Here is a 20,335-nt window from a genome sequence, read left to right on the forward strand (position 1 = left end):
CTGCCGCCCGTCGCCCCAGGCTTGGGCGCGCTCCCGCTCCCGCTCGTGCTCGTGCTCGCCGGGTGCGCCGGTAACTCGACTGGTCCGCCTCCATCCGCCGGCATGATCAACATCGCTCACACACTCCGCTTCGCCTTTCGCGATCTGCCGAACGAGATCGAGCCAATCGCTACTATCGTCGTAGTACTGAATATATTAATTAAGTCGGCGTTGAGAAAACTGAAAACAATTCAGCCAAGCCGGCACAAAGACACTGACAGAGGAGAGTTTCGGGATCTTTCTATCGGTTGATGGCAGCATTTTGGTCGACGTCCCCGCCGTACTCAATTCGACCTATTCGTAGTTTGCGAGGTGGTTTGCGAGGCATTTTCCAGAAAATTCGTAGCGATAAAAAAACGCGCCTCGGAACGAGGCGCGTCGTTGGCTGTTACCGCTGTCCCGCAGCGGGCTCAGACTTGGGTCGGCCCGAAACCGCCGCCGCCAGGCGTCTGGATCACGAACAGGTCGCCGGCGGCCATCTGCACCTCGTGCGTGGCGCCAAATTCTTCGCGTGCCGAATGACCGTTGACCCGCGTGGCGCGTTCGACCCAGTTGCGCCCGGGCGCGCCGCTGCCGCCGCCTTGCAGGCCGAACGGCGCCACGCGACGGTGATTGGCGAGAATCACCGCCGTCATCGGCTCGAGAAAGCGAATGCGCCGCTCGGTACCGTTGCCACCGCGCCGCAGGCCAGCGCCGCCGCTGCCCTGCCGGATGCGGAAGTCTTCCAGGCGAACCGGGAAACGCCACTCGAGCACCTCCGGATCGGTCAGGCGCGAGTTGGTCATGTGGGTCTGGACCGCGTCGCAGCCGTCGAAGTCGGGACCGGCGCCGGCGCCGCCGCAGATCGTTTCGTAGTATTGGAAGCGCTCGTTGCCGAACGTGAAGTTGTTCATCGTTCCCTGCGCGGCGGCCATCACACCGAGCGCTCCGTATAGCGTATCGGTGATGCATTGCGAGGTTTCGACGTTGCCCGCGACCACTGCAGCCGGGTAGCGCGGATTGAGCATCGATCCTTCCGGGATGACGATGCGCAGCGGCTTGAGGCAACCCGCATTCATCGGAATGTCGTCGTCGACCAAAGTGCGGAACACATACAGCACCGCTGCCTTGCAGACGGCGGCCGGTGCGTTGTAGTTGTCCTGGCGCTGCGCGCTGGTGCCGCTGAAGTCGATCACGGCGCTACGCTCGGCCTTGTCGATCGTAATGCGCACGGCGATTTTCGCGCCATGATCCATCTCGTATTCGAACTGCCCGTCCTTGAGCACCGTCAGGACGCGGCGCACCATCTCCTCGGCGTTGTCCTGCACGTGCTGCATATAGGCGCGCACGACCTCGAGGCCGAACTGACCGACCATCTTGTCGAGTTCTTCGACGCCCTTGGCGCACGCGGCGACCTGGGCGCGCAGATCGGCCAGATTCTGCTCGACATTGCGTACCGGATGCGGTCCCGAGCAGAGCAATTCGCGCATGCGGCTCTCCAGGAACGTGCCTTCGGCGACCAGTTGCACGTTGTCAAGCAGCACCCCTTCCTGGTCGACATGGCACGAATTGGCAGGCATCGAGCCCGGCGTAATGCCGCCGATGTCGGCATGGTGCCCGCGCGCGGCGAGATAGAACAGCGGCTGTGCGTGCCCGGCGATGAACATCGGCGTGACCACCGTGACGTCGGGCAAATGGGTGCCGCCGGCGTAGGGGGCATTGAGCACGAACACGTCGCCCGGCTTCATGGAGCCGGCGCGGCGCGTGAGAACGGTTTGCACGCTCTCGCCCATCGAGCCCAGATGCACCGGCATATGCGGCGCGTTGGCGATCAGGTTGCCGTCGCCGTCGAAAATCGCGCATGAGAAATCCAGGCGCTCCTTGATATTGACCGACGACGAGGTATTGGCCAGCGTCACGCCCATCTGCTCGGCGATCGACATGAACAGATTATTGAACACTTCGAGCAGCACCGGATCGGCATGCGTGCCGGCCGCGTAGGTGCGCGCCAGTGCGGTGGTCCGCTCGAGCACCAGATGATCGCGGCCGGTCAGGCGCGCGCTCCAGCCGGCCTCGATCACGGTAGTGGCGTTTTTCTCGATGACGATTGCCGGCCCCTGGAGCCGCACGCCGGGGCGCAAATGCTCGCGCTTGTAGACCGGTGCTTCGAGGTATTCGCCGCCGGCATAGACGCGCGCCCGCGCCACCGGGTCGGCGCTCGCCGTTTTGTCTTCGTCGACCAGCATTTCGGTTTCGACGTCCTGCCCGCGGCCGATGGCCTCGACAGCGATCGCTTCGATCACCAGCGGCTTGCCCGGCATCAGGAAGCCATAGCGCTCCCGATAGATACGCTCGAATACGGCCGTCACCGATGAGCCATCGCGCGCGAACGGTATTTCGAGGGTGGTGTCGGTGCCTTCGTATTTGACGTAGAGCGTGCGCTGGGCGCTGATCTGGCCGGCCTCGATACCCTGTTCGGCCACCTCGCCCATGGCAACGTCTTCGAGCGCCTGATAGCTCGGCTCGCACCGACCCAGTTCGGCGTCGCTCAGGCGCGCCTCGACCGCCTGCTGGCGCAGCGCGCGCACGTCGGCCAGGCCCATGCCGTAGGCCGACATCACCCCCGCGAGCGGATGAATGAAGACTTTTTCCATGCCGAGCGCATCGGCCACCAGGCAGGCATGCTGCCCACCCGCGCCGCCGAAGCTGCACAGCGTATAGCGGGTGACGTCGTAGCCGCGCTGCACGGAAATCTGCTTGATCGCGTTGGCCATGTTCTCGATCGCGATCTTGAGGAAGCCCTCGGCCACCTGTTCGGGCGTCTGCTTCACGCCGGTGGCGCGCTCGACTTCCTCCGCCACGGCTTCGAACTTGCGGCGCACGACTTCGGTATCGAGCGGCATGTCGCCGTGCGGGCCGAATACTTTCGGAAAGAACGCGGCGTCGAGCTTGCCGACCATCACGTTGCAATCGGTCACCGTCAGCGGGCCGCCGCGCCGGTAGCAGGCCGGCCCGGGATTGGCGCCGGCGCTTTCCGGTCCGACCCGGAAGCGGCTGCCGTCGAACGTGCAGATGGAGCCGCCGCCGGCGGCGACCGTATGAATTTTCATCATCGGCGCGCGCAGGCGCACGCCGGCGACTTCGGTGACGAACTCGCGCTCGTACTGGCCGGCGTAATGCGTGACGTCGGTCGAGGTGCCGCCCATGTCGAAGCCGATGATCTTGTCGAATCCGGCCAATTTCGAGACCTGCACCGCGCCGACGATGCCGCCGGCCGGGCCGGAGAGAATCGCATCCTTGCCGTGGAATTTGTGGGCGTCGGTCAGCCCGCCGCTGCTTTGCATGAACTGCAGGCGCACGCCGCCGAGCTGGCCCTGCACCTGCGCGACATAGCGGCGCAGGATCGGCGAGAGGTAAGCATCGACCACCGTGGTATCGCCGCGCGAGACCAGCTTCATCAGCGGACTCACTTCGTGGCTCACCGATACTTGTGTGAAGCCGATGCGCCGGGCCAGCGCCGCCACCGCCTCCTCATGGCGCGTGAAGCGATAGCCGTGCATCAGCACCACGGCGCAGGCACGGATGCCGCGCTCGTAGGCCACGCGCAGGTCGCGCTCGGCCGCCTGCAGATCCAGCGGACGGGTCACGTCGCCGTGGGCATCGATGCGCTCGTCGATCTCGACCACATGCTCATAGAGCAGCGAGGGCAGCTCGATGCGCCGCACGAACAATTTCGGACGGTGTTGATATGCGATGCGCAGCGCGTCGCCAAAGCCGCGCGTGATGGCCAGCACGGTCGGCTCGCCATTGCGCTCGAGCAGCGCATTGGTGGCCACCGTGGTGCCGATGCGCACCACCTCGATCTGATCGACCGGAATCTCGCCACCGGGGCGCACCCCGAGCAATTCGCGAATGCCCTGCACCGCCGAGTCGGCGTAGCGCTCCGGGTTTTCCGAGAGCAATTTATGCGTGACCAGCGAGCCGTCCGGGCGGCGCGCCACGATATCGGTGAACGTGCCGCCCCGGTCAATCCAGAATTGCCAGCGATCGGCAGGCTTGGCGGAGGCAGGCGCAAGGCGAGATGAGTTGAGCGTTGTCATGGATAGGTCCCGGCAAAAATCCGCATTCGACAGATGTCGCGCGGCGATTGGGTGGTCGTTATGAATCGTGCAGGCAATCGGAATCGGTGGATATGGTGCCGGCAACGGCAGCACACGCGCAGATCGAGAACATGTCATCTCCTTGTCATACCCGGCGGGACTGTCCGGCTTTGGCTATTGGCGACGTCCCGTTCATGAAAACTTTAAATTTATATTGACATATCATCTACAATTTATCAACAATTTACCCAATTACTACGAAAGAGCATTTGCGGATCGCCGTTCAACCCGTCGACGCGAACACAGCAACCGCCCCAACACCGCTCTCCCGCGACGCTCGCACCAGCGGCTCGCCGGGCGGCGTTTTAGGAGACAGCACCGTGACATCTGCCCATCTCACCCCTCGTGCAAGCACCCGCATGCCGCCCTGGCCGGGCCTGACTTTGCTAACGCCGCGCACTCAGCAGTCCATGGCCCCCATGCAAATGCCGGAAATCGATCACCTCCAGGTTCATCAATTGCCGTTTCAACCTGCGCCGAGCGAATGGTTGACCGTGCCCGCCCGCGGCTGTTCGTCGATCGCGGGCGAACTGGTCGCGGCGCGCGATCTTGGCGAGCGCATGCGGCTGATTCATGGCATGTTGCGCATCATCGGGTTCACCCACTTGAGCTACGTGACGCTGCATGCCAGCGGCGAGCGGATCTCGCGCGCCACGTTTCTCGACAGCGCGGCTCCCGCTCATCTGGACGACGCCTATTTCTCGCAGGGGCACTACCTGATCGACCCGCGTCTGCAGACCATGGCCGACAGCGGCATGCCGGTGGTGTGGGATATCGACCATCTCTGCGCGAACTTGCGCGGCCTGTTGCCCACCCAGCGGGTGCGCGATTTTCTGTCGAGCCTGCATGGCGCCGTGGCCCACAGCGGGTTCATGCTGCGCGTGCCGATCGCCAATGCGCCGCTGCAGGTGCTGATCAGTTTTGCGGCGCCTCATCGCGATCGGGAATGGATGACCGATGCGGTCTTCGGCCAGGCGCTGATGCTCGCCTGTGCGCTGCACCAAAGCATCTGCACCAGCGTACGTCTTGCGCTGCGCGAAGACGATGCATCGCTGTCGTCGATGCAGCAGCGCATCCTCGCGTGTTTGGCCAGCGGCATGAGCGACAAGGAAATTGCTCAGCGGCTGCACACCACCACGCATAACGTCGACTATCACCTGCGCTTTTTGCGCAAGCGGTATGCGGCGTCCAATCGCACCGAATTGGCCTATGCCGCCGGGCGGCTCGGTCTGGTGTGATTCCGCGCGGGCCACACGGCCCGTTACCGTGGTATCGGGTAGCAGGCAAACATGCGGGAGGCCGTCAAGTTACGGCCCTTGCCGAGCGCTGCCGTCATCGCCGTCGGCCGCCGTTTCCGCCTCATTCCGATGCTCGTTGCGATCGACAGGAACGCAGTGTTCGAGGTACGGGCCCCACCCAGGCTGGTGCCGCCAGCGGCAAATATCGGACTGCCGTACTTCCTGCTGCACCGCTGATCGGCCTCTTTCCTGAGTTGTTGACAGCGGCGATGCCCGCGCCAAGCCGCCCAGGCCGGTCTCGCCGCTCAGATGAGCTGAATCGGCGGCATCACGCCATACTTCAGCAGCGCATCGTCGAATGCCTGCGCGAGCTGCGTCATCGGCACGCTCTGCCAATTGTCGGGAAACGATTTGATCGCACTGGCAATCACGTCGGCCTGATGCGGTGTCAGGCTATTGAGCCAGGCGACCATCTGCTGTTCGGATTGGTAACCGTGCTTGAAGTACGCGCCGAGGAACGGTCCGGCGCTAGGCGGCGAACCGGAGAACGCCGTCGCGTGCTTGGCGAGCTGCGCGGCAATATCAGGCTGTACGCCCATCGCCACGAGCAACTGCTTGTCGTTGCCGTCGTAGGCATGCGAGCGTGAGTACCCATCGGCGGCGGTGTAGATGGCCGCGCCGGCAAGCACCAGCAGCGCGCCGATGCCGGTCCAGCCGGCCGCGTCCAGCCCCAGCACGGTGGCTCCTGCCGGCAGCTCTGACGCATCGATGCCCGGGCCGGTGAGTAACGCCGCATAGCCGGTGGCGTTCAGCACGTTGCCCACGCCTTTCCAGTTCTCTCCGTCCGCAAACTCCTGTGCCGCCTCGACCGCGCCGAGAATCGACGATGCGAGATCCGAGGTGTCCTGCATGGCCAGGTGAATCGATATCTTGAGCCCCGAGCTGGCCAGCTTGGGCAGCCCAAGCTCATCGAGCTGGGCGGCGATTTTTTCATAGCCGCGTGCGAGCGGCGTCACGCCCGAGCCTGGACGAATCGAACCAAGCACGTCGCTCGGAATTGTCGCGGACATTGCGTACGATACGCCCGCCAGATCCTGCCGGATGCCAGAGGCGCCATCGGTCAGCAGCACCGAGAGTCCGCCGTCGGCCGCTTCGCTGAGCGAATACGCGCCATTCTGGAAGTACAGCACCGCGCCCAGCGTCTTGTTCGCGCGCTTCCATGCGGTTTGCGCCAGCTTGGCGCCGCCCGGAGTCAGAACCTGGCCGGGCCCCGCGCTGGCCAGATTGGCAATCAGCTTCGTGCCCATTTGCTCGACCACTTTGCGCAGCGAGCGCTGCAGCCATACCGTGTTGGTCGACGGTTCGACCGGTGCGGCGCTGCCCGGCTTGCCGGCGCCCACCAGCGTGGGCAGCGCAGCGAGCGCCTTGGTGACGCTGGGCGTGTTTGCCACCGACCAGTTGTACTGCCCGCTGCGAAAATTCATCGGTGCGTCGACGTCGAAGCCGGTGACGCCGTGCAGCTCGCCGCTATATGCCGCCACAGCCATGCGCACGCTGTCGGTCGTCTCTTGCATCTGCGCGATCTGGGCGCCATCGTCATTGAGCTTTTTGGCATCGGCGGGATTATCGGCGAGCAGCGTCTTGATCAATTGCTGCTGTTGCGCGGGCGTGCTGTCGGCGCCCCAGTCCTTGAGCGGCACGGTGAGAAACGCCGCGTCGTCCGTGGTCTGTTTGTCGAGCGCGTCGACCGAGCCCTTGAGCGTGTCGAGCCCGACCCGCACCCCGTCGAGCGCGGCGCTGGCAAAGATCGGATTCAGATAGCGCTGCGCCTGAGCGGCAACCGCGAGCCCGAGCGAGGCATTGCCCTGCCCGGTCGCGTCGGCGAATATCTGGCTCATCAAACGCGGGTTTTGAAAGACATCGAGCCCCTTGTCGGGCGGCATGCCGTCGGCCTCGGCGACGAAATCCACGGCGATGCGGTCAACCGCCTGCTTGCCCAGCCCTGCCTTCCCCTGGTCGCTCTCCGTGCCATGCTGGCAGGCCGCCGCAAGGTAGCCAATGATCGTGATGGGCGGGTCGCTCATGCCGTCGTAGCTCGTCAAGCCGTGCACCACCTGTTTGACGAGTTGCTGGATACGAGGGTCGGCCAGAATTTGCGCGACTTGCGCGGGCGTCGCGGTCTGCGGATCGGTGGCGGCCGCCAGCGCCTTCATCGCCGCAACCGCACCGCCGCTGTGATACGCCGCCAGCACGCCGTTGACCGGCTTATCGATCAGCACCGCCTGGCGCGCGTCGGCGATGCCAGCCTTGATCGCCTGGGCGAAGCGAGGATCGCCGCCGGCATAGGTCAGGTAGACGCTGCCCCGCGCGGTGATATCGCCCAGCGCGGCGGCGCCCTGATCGGTGCCGGTCGTGGCGGCGATCTGCTGGGCGGCGAGCGTGCGCACCTGGGCCCAGTCGCCGGCAGCCGCGGCCGCATCGATCTTGCCGAGTTGCCCGCTGTTGCGGCCCTGCGCATCGAGCGTGCCTTGATACATCTTGAGCGCATCGTCGACGGCTTTCTGGAAGGTCGCGTCGCCCGGTGCGCGCGCGCGGATGGTGGCCGCCAGCGCCTTGGCATCGGGCACCGACTGACGTGTGCCGGCGTACTCGAGTTCCTGGTAAATCGTCGCGGACAGTGTCGCCACGCTCGATTTGTATTGCGATGCGGGTGCGGCTTCCGCTGCATGCAACTCGGTGCGCTGCTGCTCGAGCAACGCCAGGCGGGTCGGGTCGAGCACCGTCACCGAAGTACCGATCGGCAGCGAATACACGGTACCGAGCGGATTGGCCGGCCGCGTGCCGAACGCCGAGCGATCCAGCGTCGGCGTCGCGGCCAGATTGGCGTTGAGCAGCGCGGTATCGTCGACGAGCCTGGGCTGGGCGAAAATGTTTTGCTGCTGCAGCACCTGGTAAGGCGACATGCCCGGCGCGAGCGGTGTTTGCTCGATACCCAGCTCCGGCGCGCCCGGCGCGAACAGCCCGACACTGTTTGAAGGCATGAGCTGACTGTCCGGCGTGCTCGACTGGGTCGGCAGCGGCGGTAGCGTGCCAGGCACCTCGGCCAGCGGCACGCCGCTGGCCCACAGGTCGTGCCCCGGCTGCGCGCGGCCCGACGGATAGATCACCAGGTTACCGTCGTCCTGCACCGCCAGCCAGGCGCCGGCATGCGAGGCCGTGCCGCTGGCCCAAACCGCGGCGCCGCCTCCCGCGCCGCGATACAAGGCCAGATTGCCGTCCGGCTGCATCAGCGCGAGCGTCGCACCGGAGCCTGCGGTATGACTGGTCCAGACGACTACATTGGTGGTGCGGTCGATTTCGACCAGATTGCCGTCGCTCTGCATCCTCAGCTCGAAGCGCCCGTTGGCCGACAGCACGCTCTGCCCCGCCGACAGGCAGGTGCCCGCGGCAAGCTGTCCAGGCGTTGGGATCGGCCCCGGCTTTGGCGTCTGCCGCGGTGTTGACGCAGGCTTGACGACCGGCTTCGCCGGTGTCCCGGCAGCCAGGGCCGGCATCATCGCCGACCCGGCAAACGGCTCGGCAGGCCGATCGGCCAGCAAGCCGCCGTCGATAGGAAATGTCATGGCGTTCCACACGTTTTTGTGAAGATCGCGCACAGCATCTGCAACGGCGATGACAGCAATATGTCATGGCCCGCCAACCACGGGATTACGTAGGTGCCGCGCTCCCGGCCGTAACCATGCCCGGTTTCCGGCACAAATCCGCCCACGCCCCGCCAACTGGCATTCGATGTGGCGGGCGCGACACACGCTTGCAAATGATATGGGTTTTCTGAGAAAATAATAAACACGTTTATTATTTCCCGTATCATGCGCAGAATCGACTGGTCTTCCCGCTTCGGCGTTCTGGTTCACGATGTGGCCCGCGTGTACTCGCGCTCGTTCGATCGCCAGGCGCGCGACCATTTCGATCTGACGCGCGCGCAATGCCGGGTGCTGGTGATGCTCGACCGCTACGGCGTGATGAGCCAGAAAGCGCTGGCCGAGCGCATGGAACTCACGCCGATGGCCCTGGTGCGACTGGTCGACCGACTCGAAGAGAAACACCTGCTGCGCCGCGTGCCCGACCCCTGCGACAAGCGAGCATTCCAATTGCATCTGAATCAACAAGGCGAAGACAAGATCGACGCGATCGTGGCTTTCAGCAATGTCATCGAAACCGAGGCGTTGCAGCAGATCAGCGCCACCGAAAAAGCCGAGCTCGAGCGCCTGCTGCGCAAGGTGCTGAACAATCTGACCGCCAGCGAAACCGCCGCGGCCCAGCGCGCCGATGGCAATGCGCACTGAACCACGCCGGCGCGGCCCGCGGACCCTTTCATGACCTCTGCCCATTCCCCTGCCCTGGACGGCGAGCCGAAGCATCGCGGGTTGATTTCGATCTCGGTGATGCTGGCCACCGTATTGCAGACGCTCGACAGCACGATCGCCAACGTCGCCCTGCCGCACATGGCCGGCGGCCTGTCGGCCACGCAGGATCAAATCACCTGGGTGCTGACCTCGTACATCGTCGCGGCGGCCATCGCCACGCCGCTGACCGGCTGGTTCAGCGCGCGCTTCGGACGCAAGCGCATCTTTCTGCTGTCGGTGGCCGGCTTCACGCTGGCCTCGGCCCTGTGCGGTATTGCCGGATCGCTGTCCGAAATCGTGCTGGCGCGGCTGTTCCAGGGCGTGTGCGGCGCGGCACTGGTGCCGCTCTCGCAAGCGGTGCTGCTCGACATCAACCCGCCGCACAAGCACGGCAGCGCGATGGCGATGTTCGGCATGGGGGTGATGGTCGGGCCGATCCTGGGCCCGACGCTGGGCGGCTGGCTGACCGACAGCTACAACTGGCGCTGGGTGTTCTACATCAATCTGCCGATCGGCCTGATCGCCTTTTTCGGCATCGCTACCTATATGCGGGAGACCGCGCTGCAAACGGCGCAGAAGTTCGACTTCTTCGGTTTTGCCACGCTGAGCCTGGCCATCGGCCTGCTGCAGATGCTGCTCGACCGGGGCGAACAAAAGGACTGGTTCAGTTCCACTGAAATCTGGCTCGAGGCGCTTGGCGCGATCATCAGTTTCGCGTATTTCCTGGTGCACACCTGGACTGCCGACGAGCACTCGTTCTTCAATCGATCGCTGATCAAGGACCGCAATTTCAACACCGGCGTCATCTATATTTTCGTGGTTGGCCTGATCCTGTATGCGACCCGCGCGCTGCTGCCGCCGCTGCTGCAAACCGTGCTGGGCTACCCGGCCTTGCTCACCGGGCTGGTCACCGCGCCCAGCGGCGCCGGCACGATGCTGGCGATGCTGTTCGTGGGCCGCATGGTCGGACGGGTCGACGTGCGGCTGCTGCTGGGTTTCGGCTTCGCCCTGACGGCTTACTCGCTGTATCAGATGAGCGGTTACACAACCGTGCTCAGCCCCAGCGACATCGTCTGGCCCGGTGTCATTCAGGGCTTCGGCCTCGGCTTCGTGTTCGTGCCGCTGACCACCATCACCTTCGCGACGCTGGCGCCCTCATTGCGCGCCGACGGCACGGCGATCTATAGCCTGTCGCGCAACATCGGCAGCAGTATCGGCATCTCCATCGTGCAAACGCTGCTCACGCAGAATACCCAGATCGCGCACGCCTCGCTGGCCGAATACATCACGCCGTTCACTTCGCTGGGCAGCGCCGCGCAAACTTTGCTCGACCCGCACAACCCCACCGGGCTGGCGCTGCTGAACCAGGAAGTCACGCGGCAGGCTGCCATGATCGCCTACAACGACGACTTCAAGTTCATGATGATCATGACATTGCTGGTGATGCCGCTGCTGTTGTTCATCAGCACCAAAAAGTCGCCACAGGCCAGCGGCGACGAGACGCTTCACGTGGCAATCGATTAGCGCTCGACGCCCAAGGGCGGGAGTGCCCGGCCCACATGCACGCCCGTGCTAGAGATTGTCCAGATCGACCGGCAGCGGCGCCAGCGGCTTGACTTCCTCCAGGCAGATCATCGAGCGCACACCGGCCACGCCCGGCACTTGCATCAGGCGGTCGGTGAGAAACTGCGACAGGCTCTTCAGGTCGCGGCCGACGACTTTCAAGAGATAGTCGAAGTCGCCCGAAATCGTGAAGCACTCGATGATTTCGGGAAACGACATGATGACTTTCTCCACTTCGCGCACCCGGCGGAACTGATCGCGATCGAGCGACAGCGCAACGAACGCCATGACATTGAGCCCCACCTGCGGCGGCGACACCAGCGCGGCATAGCGGCGAATCACGCCTTTTTCTTCCAGGGCCCGCACTCGCCGCAGGCATTGCGGCGGTGACAGGTGAATGCTCTCGGCCACCTCGACATTGCTCATGCGGCCGCTGTGCTGCAGGCAATCGAGAATCTTGACGTCGAACGTGTCCATGGATCGCTCCCATTAATATGAAATTTAATTTCACCAAAATGCCATATCGAATAACAAAAGGAAAGCAAATTTCGACGTCAAAAATCTACAATTTCCTATAGGACGAACATTAAGAAAGTTCACGAAATTCTCTCAATCCCCGGTCGTGCATCATGCTCAAATACATCGGCACTCAGGAACTACAGCAATATCTGGCGCGGCATCCGCTCGAGCAGGTCATCGGCGAGCTATCCGCCTACATCGAGGCCGACTACCGGCGCTGGCCCCAGTTCGAGAAAACCGCGCGGCTGGCCGCCCATTCGACGCTCGGCGTGATCGAGCTGATGCCGATTTCCGACGGCACGCTGTATGCGTTCAAGTATGTCAACGGACATCCGCGCAACACCGGCCAGGGGCTGCTCACGGTCACCGCGTTCGGCGTACTGGCCGACGTCGACACCGGCTACCCGCGCCTGCTCAGCGAGCTGACGCTGAGCACGGCGCTGCGCACCGCGGCAACTTCGGTGCTGGCCGCACGCTATCTTGCGCGCCCCGACAGCCGCGCGATGGCGCTGATCGGCAATGGCGCGCAAAGCGAGTTCCAGGCGATTGCCTTTCATGCGCTGCTGGGCATCGACGAATTGCGGGTTTTCGACGTCGACCCGCGCGCCAGCGCGAAGCTGTGCCGCAATCTCGCCGCCTATCCGGGGCTGCGCGTGATCAGGGCGGGCAGCGTGGGCGAGGCGGTGCGCGGGGCCGACATCGTCACCACCGTGACGGCCGACAAGCGCCGCTCGGTGGTGCTGGACGCCGCCATGGTCGAGCCGGGTATGCACCTGAACGCGGTCGGCGGCGACTGTCCCGGCAAAACCGAACTGGCCCCGGCCGTGCTGGACGCGGCCCGCGTGGTGGTGGAGTTCGAAGCGCAATCGCGCATCGAGGGCGAAGTACAGCAAATGCCGGCCGATTTTCCCGTCACCGAACTGTGGTCGGTGCTCACCGGCGCCGCGCCCGGGCGCACCTCGGCGCAGGAGATCACCCTGTTCGATTCGGTCGGGTTCGCGCTGGAAGATTTCTCCGCGTTGCGCTATCTTGATGCGCATTTGGGACACGGCTTTCATCAATCGATCGACTTGATTCCGGCGCCGGCCGATGCCAAGGATCTGTACCGCATCGCGCTGGGCAGGTCGACGATCGCTTCCGTGCCGCGCGCGGCACGCGCCAATGCCTGACGGCGAGGAGGTTTGTCGCACGATGACCAAGACGATTCGCCTGATCGGCGCGCCGACCGATATCGGCGCCAGCCTGCGCGGCGCCTCGATGGGCCCGGAGGCACTGCGTGTGGCCGATCTGCCCGGTATCCTGCAGCGGCACGGGCTGGACGTGCTGGACGCCGGTAATCTGAGCGGGCCGGCCAATCCGTGGCTGCCGCCGGTCGACGGCTTCCGGCACCTGGCCGAAGTCACCGAATGGTGCCGCGCCGTTCACCGGGCCACGCTTGAGTGCCTGCGCGCCGAACAGTTGCCGGTGCTGCTCGGCGGCGATCACTGCCTGGCGATCGGCTCGATCAGCGCGGTAGCGCAGCATTGCCGCGCCCAGGGCAAGCGGCTCGTGGTGCTGTGGCTGGACGCGCACGCCGACGCCAATACCCGTCAGATCACACCGAGCGGCAATCTCCACGGCATGCCGGTGGCCTGCCTGTGCGGGCGCGGCCCGGCGGCGCTCACCGGGTTGAGCGGCGCGAGCCCTGCGCTCGATCCGGCGGCGATCCGGCAAATCGGCATTCGCAGCGTCGACGCGGGCGAAAAGCTCCACCTGCAGGACCTGCGCCTGACCGTGTTCGACATGCGCCACATCGACGAGAACGGCATGCGCCAAACCATGGAGCAGGCACTCGCCGGCATCGACGGGCATACGCATCTGCACGTGAGTTTCGACATCGATTTTCTCGACCCGGCCATCGCGCCCGGGGTCGGCACCGCGGTACGCGGCGGCCCGACCTACCGGGAAACCCAACTCTGCATGGAGATGATTGCCGATACGGGGCGCCTGGCCTCGCTCGACATCATGGAATTGAACCCGGCATGCGACATCCGCAACGAAACCGCCGTGCTGGTGGTGGATTTGATCGAGAGCCTGTTCGGCAAATCGACGCTGATTCGCTAGACATGCGGCGCACGGCATGCGCGCCGTAGCCGCATCGCTACGCGTCGATCCACCTCGATTCACATCACGCGACGTCGGGCAACACGATATCGGAGGTTGCCGGACACAGCCGGCGCGGGCACTCGCGCGAGGAGTCGATGCAGCCGCCCTCGGCATACACGCCCTGCGGGTCGCGCAGGCGGAACACCTGCTGCAGCACCCGCTCGACTTCGTCAGGATCGGCGAGCGTCTCGCGCATGCGCGCCTCGACGACGCTCTCGTCCATTTGCCATTGCCCGGCCGCGTCGCGGTAGGCGCCGTGCCGCCAATGATAGATCTCGACGCATTTGGTGGTCAGCGTGTAATGCTGGTCGCGCTTCCAGAAATTCGAGAACTCCCCGCCGCCCAGATAGAACACCCACGACCCCTCGTACCCGGGCACGTTGGACGACGGCTCGTCGGGATTGCGGAACCACAGGCGGTCGCCCGGCACGTAGTAACCCGGCGGCAGCGGATCGTTCATGGCACCGAATTCGACCAGGAAAACATCGTGGAATGGGCCCGACATGACGGCCTTGGCCTGCCACTGGCGCTGCAGCCGGTCGAGCAACGGCGGATTGATCTCGGCCAGCGTCTGGGCGATGCCGAGCAGGATCACATACTCGGTGGCGCGATAGCAGGAGAACGAATACAGCTTGCCCGAAACATCCGGTTGCGTCGCTTTTTGCAACGACGTGATCAGCGATTTGCCGGGCAGGATGGTGAAACCGCGTTCCTCGTCGTAGGCCCAGCAATCGGCCGGACGCTCGGCTTCCACTGTGTCGAACGCCAGTTGCGTGCGACGCGCCGCGCTGGCGATATGGCAACGCACCCGCACGGCGGCGAGAAATTCCTCGAAACTGGGGTAGTTGAAACCGCACACGCGCGGCGCGGCCAGCATCGCCAGCAGGGTCTCGCGCTCCAGGTCCTCGGGCTTGCCGATGGGATCCAGGCCGAGCTTGCGCGCCAGCGACGTGGTGTCGCCAAATGGCGCCCAGGCAGCAGCACGCTCTTCGCTGAGCGCGACGACCAGCTGCGCGCCCGAGGCATCCGTCACACGCACATCGTCGCGCAGGCCGAGCGCATCGAGGTGGGCCAGCATGCTGTTGCGCGCGGCCTGCGGCACGCCGACGCCACGGCAGTGAAAGTCGAAAGTATGGTTCGATGGATTCAGCGTCTGCGCCATCGTGATCGCCCGCCCAATGTTGGAGAACGCCGCATCGGATCGGCGGCCGCGGCATTATACATTTGAATGCGCCTGGGCCGGGCTACTTGCCGTGGGCCACGCGGCGCGGCGCGCGCGGCGCTCGCCTGCCGGGCCGGCTGTCATTGCGCATCCAGTGGCGCAACGCCACCAGCGCGCCGATCACGCTCATCATCGAGCCCGGAATCCAGAGAATCAGGCCGCCCAGGTGCTGATCCATGATCGGGCTGATATTGGTGAAGGCTCGCCCGCAGACCGAGTAGACGGTATAGAAATCGTGCGACGACAGGCCGATCACCGCGCCCAGTACGATCTGCGGCGGAATCACGCCGACCGTCAGGAGAATGCGCACGCCCGGCGCCAGGCGCGCCGGCGGCGCGGGCCGATGGTCGAGCACCAGCCACCAGAACATCAGGCCGTCGAGCGCCATGCCCCAGTTCATGATGCGGTACAGCCGCACGTCGAGCATTGCGTCGAAATGCACGGCCGGAATCAGCCAGAAATAAATCAGCCCGACGAACAGAAAAGCGGCGACCGCCGGATGCAGCAGCACGTCGAGCGTCTTGCGCACCGGCGCCCAATCGAGCGCGGGCCGCAGCCAGCGCCGGCGCCAGGCAAGCGGCACGCCGGCGTACAGGGTCGTGCCGGGGTAGCTCAAAACGATCAGGAAAGGCCCCAGGTGGTGCAGCATCAGGTGCTGGATGCGATGCACGAAGAAGGCGTGCTCGGCATAGTAATCGAGCCGCGTGTGCAGCGCGATATACAGCAGCGCCAGTCCGCTCCAGAAGGCGATCTGGCGCGGCACGGAGGTGCGCCGCACGCGGCAGCCCCGCAGATAGAGAACCGCGCTCGTCGCGATGCACAGCACCACCGTCGGCGACGGCTCCCACGGCACGAGCCATGCGAGCAGCGACACGATCAATTCACTTGGTTCGCAGGCCGAACCTTCAATTGGGTATGCAGCAGCGCGCCGTCGGAGAATTGCAGAGTCACGGGCACCTGGTCACCGGGCGCCACCGGGCGCGTCGCCTGCATCAGCATCAGATGGTAGTTCCCGGGCGAGAGCGCCGCCTGGCCGTGAGCCGGCACCGTCATGCGGTCGATTGCCTCCATGCGCGTCGTGCCGCCCGAGGACAGAGTTCGGTGCAGCATCACGTCGCCATAATCGGGGCTGCTGGCCTTGACGAGCGCCACCGGCTTGTCGCCGTGGTTGACGATGGTCAGATAGCCGGCGGCCGGCAACCCGCCCGGCAGCCAGCGAACCCAGCCTTGCCGTACTTCGAGCGACGCGCTGCCGGCGGCGCAAGCGCCAAAAGCGATCGTCAGCCCCACGACCGCCAACACACATTTCAATTTTTTCATGCTGTTTCGCATCAGGAGTTGGAACTCAGAAGCTGCCGGATATCGTGCGTCATCGCGTCGATGGAGTCGCTCGGCGTGGCCAGCAGGCGGGCTCGTCCGGCCGCATCGAAGACATATACGGCCGAACTGTGCGTGACCTCGTAATTACCGTTGGCCCCTGGCTTTTCGGCCTCATAGGCCACGCGATAGCGGCGGGCGACCGTGGCGAGTTCGCTGTCGCTACCCGTCAGGCCGACCGCGCGCGGCGTGAAGGCGGTGACATATTCATGCAGCAGCGCCGGGGTGTCGCGAGCCGGATCGACGCTGACGAAGAGAATGCGCACGTGGTCGGCCGCCGGCCCCAGTTTCTGCATGACCGCGGCCAGGTGCGCCATGGTGGTCGGGCAAACGTCGGGGCAGTGCGTGTAGCCGAAATACAGCAGCACCACGTCGCCGCGATAGTCCTTGGCGCTGACCGCACGCCCCTGATCGGACGTCAGGGAAAACTGAAGATCCGGCAAATGCCCGGTAACGTCGGTCAGCGACCACTGTTGAGGCTTGCTGCCGCAGCCTGCCAGAAGCAATGCGCACAGCAACAGCAGGCGCGTCGATTTCCTGAAAAATGCCATGACCACCGGCCGGGTCTCCTGCAAATGAGTGGGGGACGACTGCAAGGGCGTCTGCGCCATCGTGGACGTCTGGCGGCAGGCCGCTCGCGTACACCAGAGACTCACGCCTGCTGGCTCGGGAGCTCGGATCGGCATTTTACCCGTCGAACGTCATGCCCGCGCCGGCGTCGTCCGGAGCGTAACACAGTGGCGAAAATTCTAGCGGATTTGTCTTGCCCTGAGTATGCCGGCTCCTTATCGCCGGTATCAGGGCGGGGCCGTTCAGCGGCGCTTCCTGAACGGCGTATTGAGCAGCAGCACCACGGCAGATGCGCCGATCACGATGGTCGTGATCCCGCCGTTGACGATCGGCCGCTCCTGGCGCAGCAGGCCATAGATCGCCACTGCAACCCCGCCGAGCGACACGAACACGGCAATGATCGCCAAAAGGATGAAAAACTCGCCTCGTCTCACGATCGCCTCCCTGGCAAACCTAGGCAGCCGCCTCGGGCGCGAACAGACGTTCGTGATGGCGCTGGCACGCCGTGCAGCGCTTGGCCGTCGGATAGGCCTCGAGCCTCGCGTAATCGATCTCGCTGCCGCAGTCGGCACACACGCCATACACGCCGGCTTTGATCCGCTCGCGCGCCGCGGCAATATCGCGCAGTTGCGCCAGATGGCGTTGCAGCATCGCCTCGCCCATCGCCTTGGTTTCGGTATCGAACGCCACGTCGGCCTCGTCTTCGACCTCCCCGACAGGCAGATCGCTCGAGGCGCGCTGGGCGGTCTCCAACTCCTTGCCAATGCGCGCCTCGGCCTCGTCGAGATGCCTCGCCAGCGCCGCGATCGCTTGTTCGCTCAGGTGGTCCATAATGCCTCCCTCGGCATCCGGGTCAATTGATATTTATTGTGGACGGCCGGACCGATTGCCCCTTGACGCACATCAAGGATCCGCGCAAACGAACGTTCACAATGCCTGATATCGGCACATGCCGCGCGGCAACAGGATGCCGGGGCGCCGAAATGATTTTCCGGCAGCCTTTTACGGGAGTTGCGATGTCCTATAGAAACAACATGTTGACCGCACTGGCCATGTCGCTTGTCCTGGCCGGCGCTGCCGCCGCGCAAGCACCCCTGCCGGGCGAGCCGTCACCTCACCGGGCGGGAGCCGCGACTTATCTGAGCGGCGGCGTCGGCGAGGACGAAGTCCAGGCCATGCGCGCCGCAGCGCCGCAATACCCGCTGCGTATGACCTTCGCGCAGGCGGACGGCGCCTACCTGGCCGACGTCCGCGTCAGGATCGAACGGGCCGACGGCACCGTGGTTCTGTCGACCACCACGACCGGGCCGTTCCTGTATGTCAATGTACCGCCCGGGACGTACCGGGTCCGAGCCCGTTACAAGGGTGCGGAACAGACACGGAACGTGACCGTCGCGCAGCATGGCAGCGCGAGCCCGGTGTTCGTCTGGGCAGATGGCGAGACCGATGCGGCCGGCGCGGCGGGCGTACCTGCTGCGCCGTGTGCAGCAAAGCCGTGCCGGCGGCCGCACCATCGGCGATAAGGCCTCGCGTGCGAGCGCGCGCTTGCACAGCGTCGCGCGACGGCAGCGGGTACGCCATGGAGCAAGCGAAGTCTCCGGCAAGGGCCGGCGGCAACGAACGCCCTCGATGCCCTCGGAGCAATGAACCTACCGGGAGTGGCGCACCGCGTGCGCCAGTGGATCGAAGTCGGCCAGCCGCCTAAAGGGTAGGCTTGCGCGATGCGCGATTGGAGCGCGAGCGACGTGTGCTGTTACGCTCACTGAGCGACATGCCGCCGAATCGGCCATGCTCGCTGCCACGCCGAACCGTATCTTCCGAAAGGCTGATTCCCAGCAGGAACGTGGCGGCCGCACCAGCCGCCAGCAGCGTCAGGGCGTTCTCAATCAATTGTGCAATGCTCATTTGAAACTCGTTGCATCCAAGGGTTTGCGCCGATTTCGGGGTAACGACCCAGCATCATCGAATTGCCGGGCCGGTCCGACAACGCGCGCTATGGCGCGGCGGCGTCGCGGCATGAGGCCATGCACCCCACGCTTCGCTAATTCATTTAAGCATTGCACTTGGCAAGCAACAAGTTAAACTTATTGCTATTTGATATCAAAATAATTGCATTTAACCGACAGGCGCCAGGCGATCACTTCGCCTGCGGCGGCTTTTGCCTGGGGCACCGATGGACGTTGAACTCGCGCGCACGTTCTTGCAGGTGGTCAAAACCGGCAGCCTGGTGGCAGCCGCCGCGCGTCTGCACGTAACCCAGACCGCCGTCACCGCCCGTATCAAGAATCTCGAGTCGCAGCTCGGATGCCGTCTTTTCGAGCGCAACAAGGCCGGCGCGAAGTTGACCGCCGACGGTGAAAAATTTCTGGGTTACGCCGGCCAGCTGGTGCAAACCTGGGAGGCGGCGCGCCGCAATCTTCCGCTGCCAAGCGGCCATGACGATGTGTTCACCTTCGGCGCGGAGGCCAGTCTCGCGACGCCGCTGGTACTGCACTGGGCCGCGCGCATGCGGCGCGACATGACGAATTACGGCATTCGCGCGGAATTGGGCGATGGCTCGGCGCTTCAGCAAAAAGTGCGAAGCGGCGCACTGGATGCGGCCCTGGTGTACGAACCCGAATACGCACCGGGCATCCAGGTCGAGCAGGTGCTCGAAGAAAAGCTGATTCAGATCTGCGCGGTACACAGTCCCTCGCCCTACGTCTATGTCGACTGGGGCCCTGAGTTCCGCCGCCAGCACGACGCCGCGCTGCCCGAGCACGCCCGCGGCCCGCTGTATTTCAACCTCGGGCCATTGGCACTGCAATACATTCTCCAGTTCGGCGGCTCCGGATATTTTCGAACGCGCGTGGTGAGCCTCTATCTGGATCGTGGCGTGATGGAACGCGTCAAGGACGCGCCGGAATTCTCGTATCCGATCTACCTCGTCTACCTGCCCACCGCGGCAGGCACCGCCGTCGATGCGGCCCTGCGCATTCTTCGACAGATCGTCGCGGAAGACGCCGACTGGTCGCAGCGCTGGGATTACCTGACATAGCCGGCCCAGGCCATGCTGGCGCGTGCCGCGCCGCACGCATGCCGGCGCCAGACGCGCTGCGCCAATGCAACGCCAATGTG

At 64.7% G+C, this 20,335-nt stretch carries 18 protein-coding genes; 8 read left to right on the forward strand and 10 right to left on the reverse strand.

The window, feature by feature from the left end; all coding sequences use genetic code 11:
- On the forward strand, window positions 1-291 hold a 291-nt coding region (locus EPN80_RS08650; protein WP_293025821.1), incomplete at its 5' end, for a hypothetical protein.
- A gap of 158 nt (window positions 292-449) precedes the next feature.
- Here the strand turns inward: EPN80_RS08650 and EPN80_RS08655 are convergent.
- Window positions 450-4,118, reverse strand: coding sequence for a hydantoinase B/oxoprolinase family protein (locus EPN80_RS08655; protein ID WP_293025823.1), 3,669 nt, complete (start codon window positions 4,116-4,118; stop codon window positions 450-452).
- Window positions 4,119-4,588: 470 nt separating this feature from the next.
- On the opposite strand from EPN80_RS08655, the gene EPN80_RS08660 reads away from it, so the two are divergent.
- Complete coding sequence (locus EPN80_RS08660; RefSeq protein WP_293025825.1) at window positions 4,589-5,416, forward strand: LuxR family transcriptional regulator; 828 nt, start codon at window positions 4,589-4,591, stop codon at window positions 5,414-5,416.
- Window positions 5,417-5,721: 305 nt separating this feature from the next.
- Here the strand turns inward: EPN80_RS08660 and EPN80_RS08665 are convergent, their stop codons facing one another.
- A complete protein-coding gene (locus tag EPN80_RS08665) occupies window positions 5,722-9,039 on the reverse strand; it encodes a hypothetical protein (protein ID WP_293025827.1) in 3,318 nt (1,105 codons plus the stop codon).
- A gap of 246 nt (window positions 9,040-9,285) precedes the next feature.
- On the opposite strand from EPN80_RS08665, the gene EPN80_RS08670 reads away from it, so the two are divergent.
- Both EPN80_RS08670 and EPN80_RS08675 read left to right on the forward strand, forming a co-directional pair.
- Window positions 9,286-9,762, forward strand: coding sequence for a MarR family transcriptional regulator (locus EPN80_RS08670; RefSeq protein WP_293025829.1), 477 nt, complete (start codon window positions 9,286-9,288; stop codon window positions 9,760-9,762).
- 30 nt (window positions 9,763-9,792) lie between these two features.
- A complete protein-coding gene (locus EPN80_RS08675; protein ID WP_293025831.1) occupies window positions 9,793-11,346 on the forward strand; it encodes a DHA2 family efflux MFS transporter permease subunit in 1,554 nt (517 codons plus the stop codon).
- Between the two features lie 48 nt (window positions 11,347-11,394).
- On the opposite strand, the gene EPN80_RS08680 is transcribed toward EPN80_RS08675, so the two are convergent.
- A complete protein-coding gene (locus EPN80_RS08680; RefSeq protein WP_293025832.1) occupies window positions 11,395-11,862 on the reverse strand; it encodes an Lrp/AsnC family transcriptional regulator in 468 nt (155 codons plus the stop codon).
- 152 nt (window positions 11,863-12,014) lie between these two features.
- Between EPN80_RS08680 and EPN80_RS08685 the strand changes: the two genes are divergently transcribed.
- The gene (locus EPN80_RS08685; protein WP_293025834.1) at window positions 12,015-13,073 is read left to right on the forward strand and encodes an ornithine cyclodeaminase; all 1,059 of its coding nucleotides are present in this window, start codon (window positions 12,015-12,017) and stop codon (window positions 13,071-13,073) included.
- A gap of 22 nt (window positions 13,074-13,095) precedes the next feature.
- Window positions 13,096-14,007 (forward strand): arginase, encoded by a 912-nt coding sequence (gene rocF / locus EPN80_RS08690; RefSeq protein WP_293025836.1) that lies wholly within the window; start codon window positions 13,096-13,098, stop codon window positions 14,005-14,007.
- Window positions 14,008-14,071: 64 nt separating this feature from the next.
- Here the strand turns inward: rocF and EPN80_RS08695 are convergent, their stop codons facing one another.
- The 6 genes from EPN80_RS08695 to EPN80_RS08720 all read right to left on the reverse strand — a co-directional run bounded on the left by EPN80_RS08695 (window position 14,072) and on the right by EPN80_RS08720 (window position 18,049).
- Window positions 14,072-15,211: a hypothetical protein gene (locus EPN80_RS08695; RefSeq protein ID WP_293025838.1), complete on the reverse strand. Its 1,140-nt coding sequence runs from the start codon at window positions 15,209-15,211 to the stop codon at window positions 14,072-14,074.
- Window positions 15,212-15,293: 82 nt separating this feature from the next.
- Window positions 15,294-16,145: a cytochrome c oxidase assembly protein gene (locus tag EPN80_RS08700; RefSeq protein WP_293025840.1), complete on the reverse strand. Its 852-nt coding sequence runs from the start codon at window positions 16,143-16,145 to the stop codon at window positions 15,294-15,296.
- Between the two features lie 2 nt (window positions 16,146-16,147).
- On the reverse strand, window positions 16,148-16,591 hold the full coding sequence (locus EPN80_RS08705; protein ID WP_293025842.1) for a copper chaperone PCu(A)C: 444 nt from the start codon (window positions 16,589-16,591) through the stop codon (window positions 16,148-16,150).
- An 11-nt stretch (window positions 16,592-16,602) separates the two neighbouring features.
- Window positions 16,603-17,199: an SCO family protein gene (locus tag EPN80_RS08710; RefSeq protein ID WP_293025990.1), complete on the reverse strand. Its 597-nt coding sequence runs from the start codon at window positions 17,197-17,199 to the stop codon at window positions 16,603-16,605.
- A gap of 261 nt (window positions 17,200-17,460) precedes the next feature.
- A complete protein-coding gene (locus EPN80_RS08715) occupies window positions 17,461-17,652 on the reverse strand; it encodes a DUF2964 family protein (RefSeq protein WP_293025844.1) in 192 nt (63 codons plus the stop codon).
- Window positions 17,653-17,671: 19 nt separating this feature from the next.
- Window positions 17,672-18,049, reverse strand: coding sequence for a TraR/DksA family transcriptional regulator (locus EPN80_RS08720; RefSeq protein ID WP_293025846.1), 378 nt, complete (start codon window positions 18,047-18,049; stop codon window positions 17,672-17,674).
- Window positions 18,050-18,234: 185 nt separating this feature from the next.
- Here EPN80_RS08720 and EPN80_RS08725 point away from each other — a divergent pair, with 185 nt between their 5' ends.
- Window positions 18,235-18,741, forward strand: a complete 507-nt coding sequence (locus tag EPN80_RS08725) for a carboxypeptidase-like regulatory domain-containing protein (protein WP_293025848.1) — start codon at window positions 18,235-18,237, stop codon at window positions 18,739-18,741.
- A 178-nt stretch (window positions 18,742-18,919) separates the two neighbouring features.
- Here EPN80_RS08725 and EPN80_RS08730 read toward each other — a convergent pair whose 3' ends face one another.
- Window positions 18,920-19,123, reverse strand: coding sequence for a hypothetical protein (locus EPN80_RS08730; protein ID WP_293025849.1), 204 nt, complete (start codon window positions 19,121-19,123; stop codon window positions 18,920-18,922).
- Between the two features lie 268 nt (window positions 19,124-19,391).
- Between EPN80_RS08730 and EPN80_RS08735 the strand changes: the two genes are divergently transcribed.
- The gene (locus EPN80_RS08735; protein ID WP_293025851.1) at window positions 19,392-20,255 is read left to right on the forward strand and encodes a LysR family transcriptional regulator; all 864 of its coding nucleotides are present in this window, start codon (window positions 19,392-19,394) and stop codon (window positions 20,253-20,255) included.
- Window positions 20,256-20,335: the final 80 nt, after the last annotated feature.

This window comes from Pandoraea sp. (assembly GCF_004297875.1).
Taxonomy (GTDB): domain Bacteria; phylum Pseudomonadota; class Gammaproteobacteria; order Burkholderiales; family Burkholderiaceae; genus Pandoraea.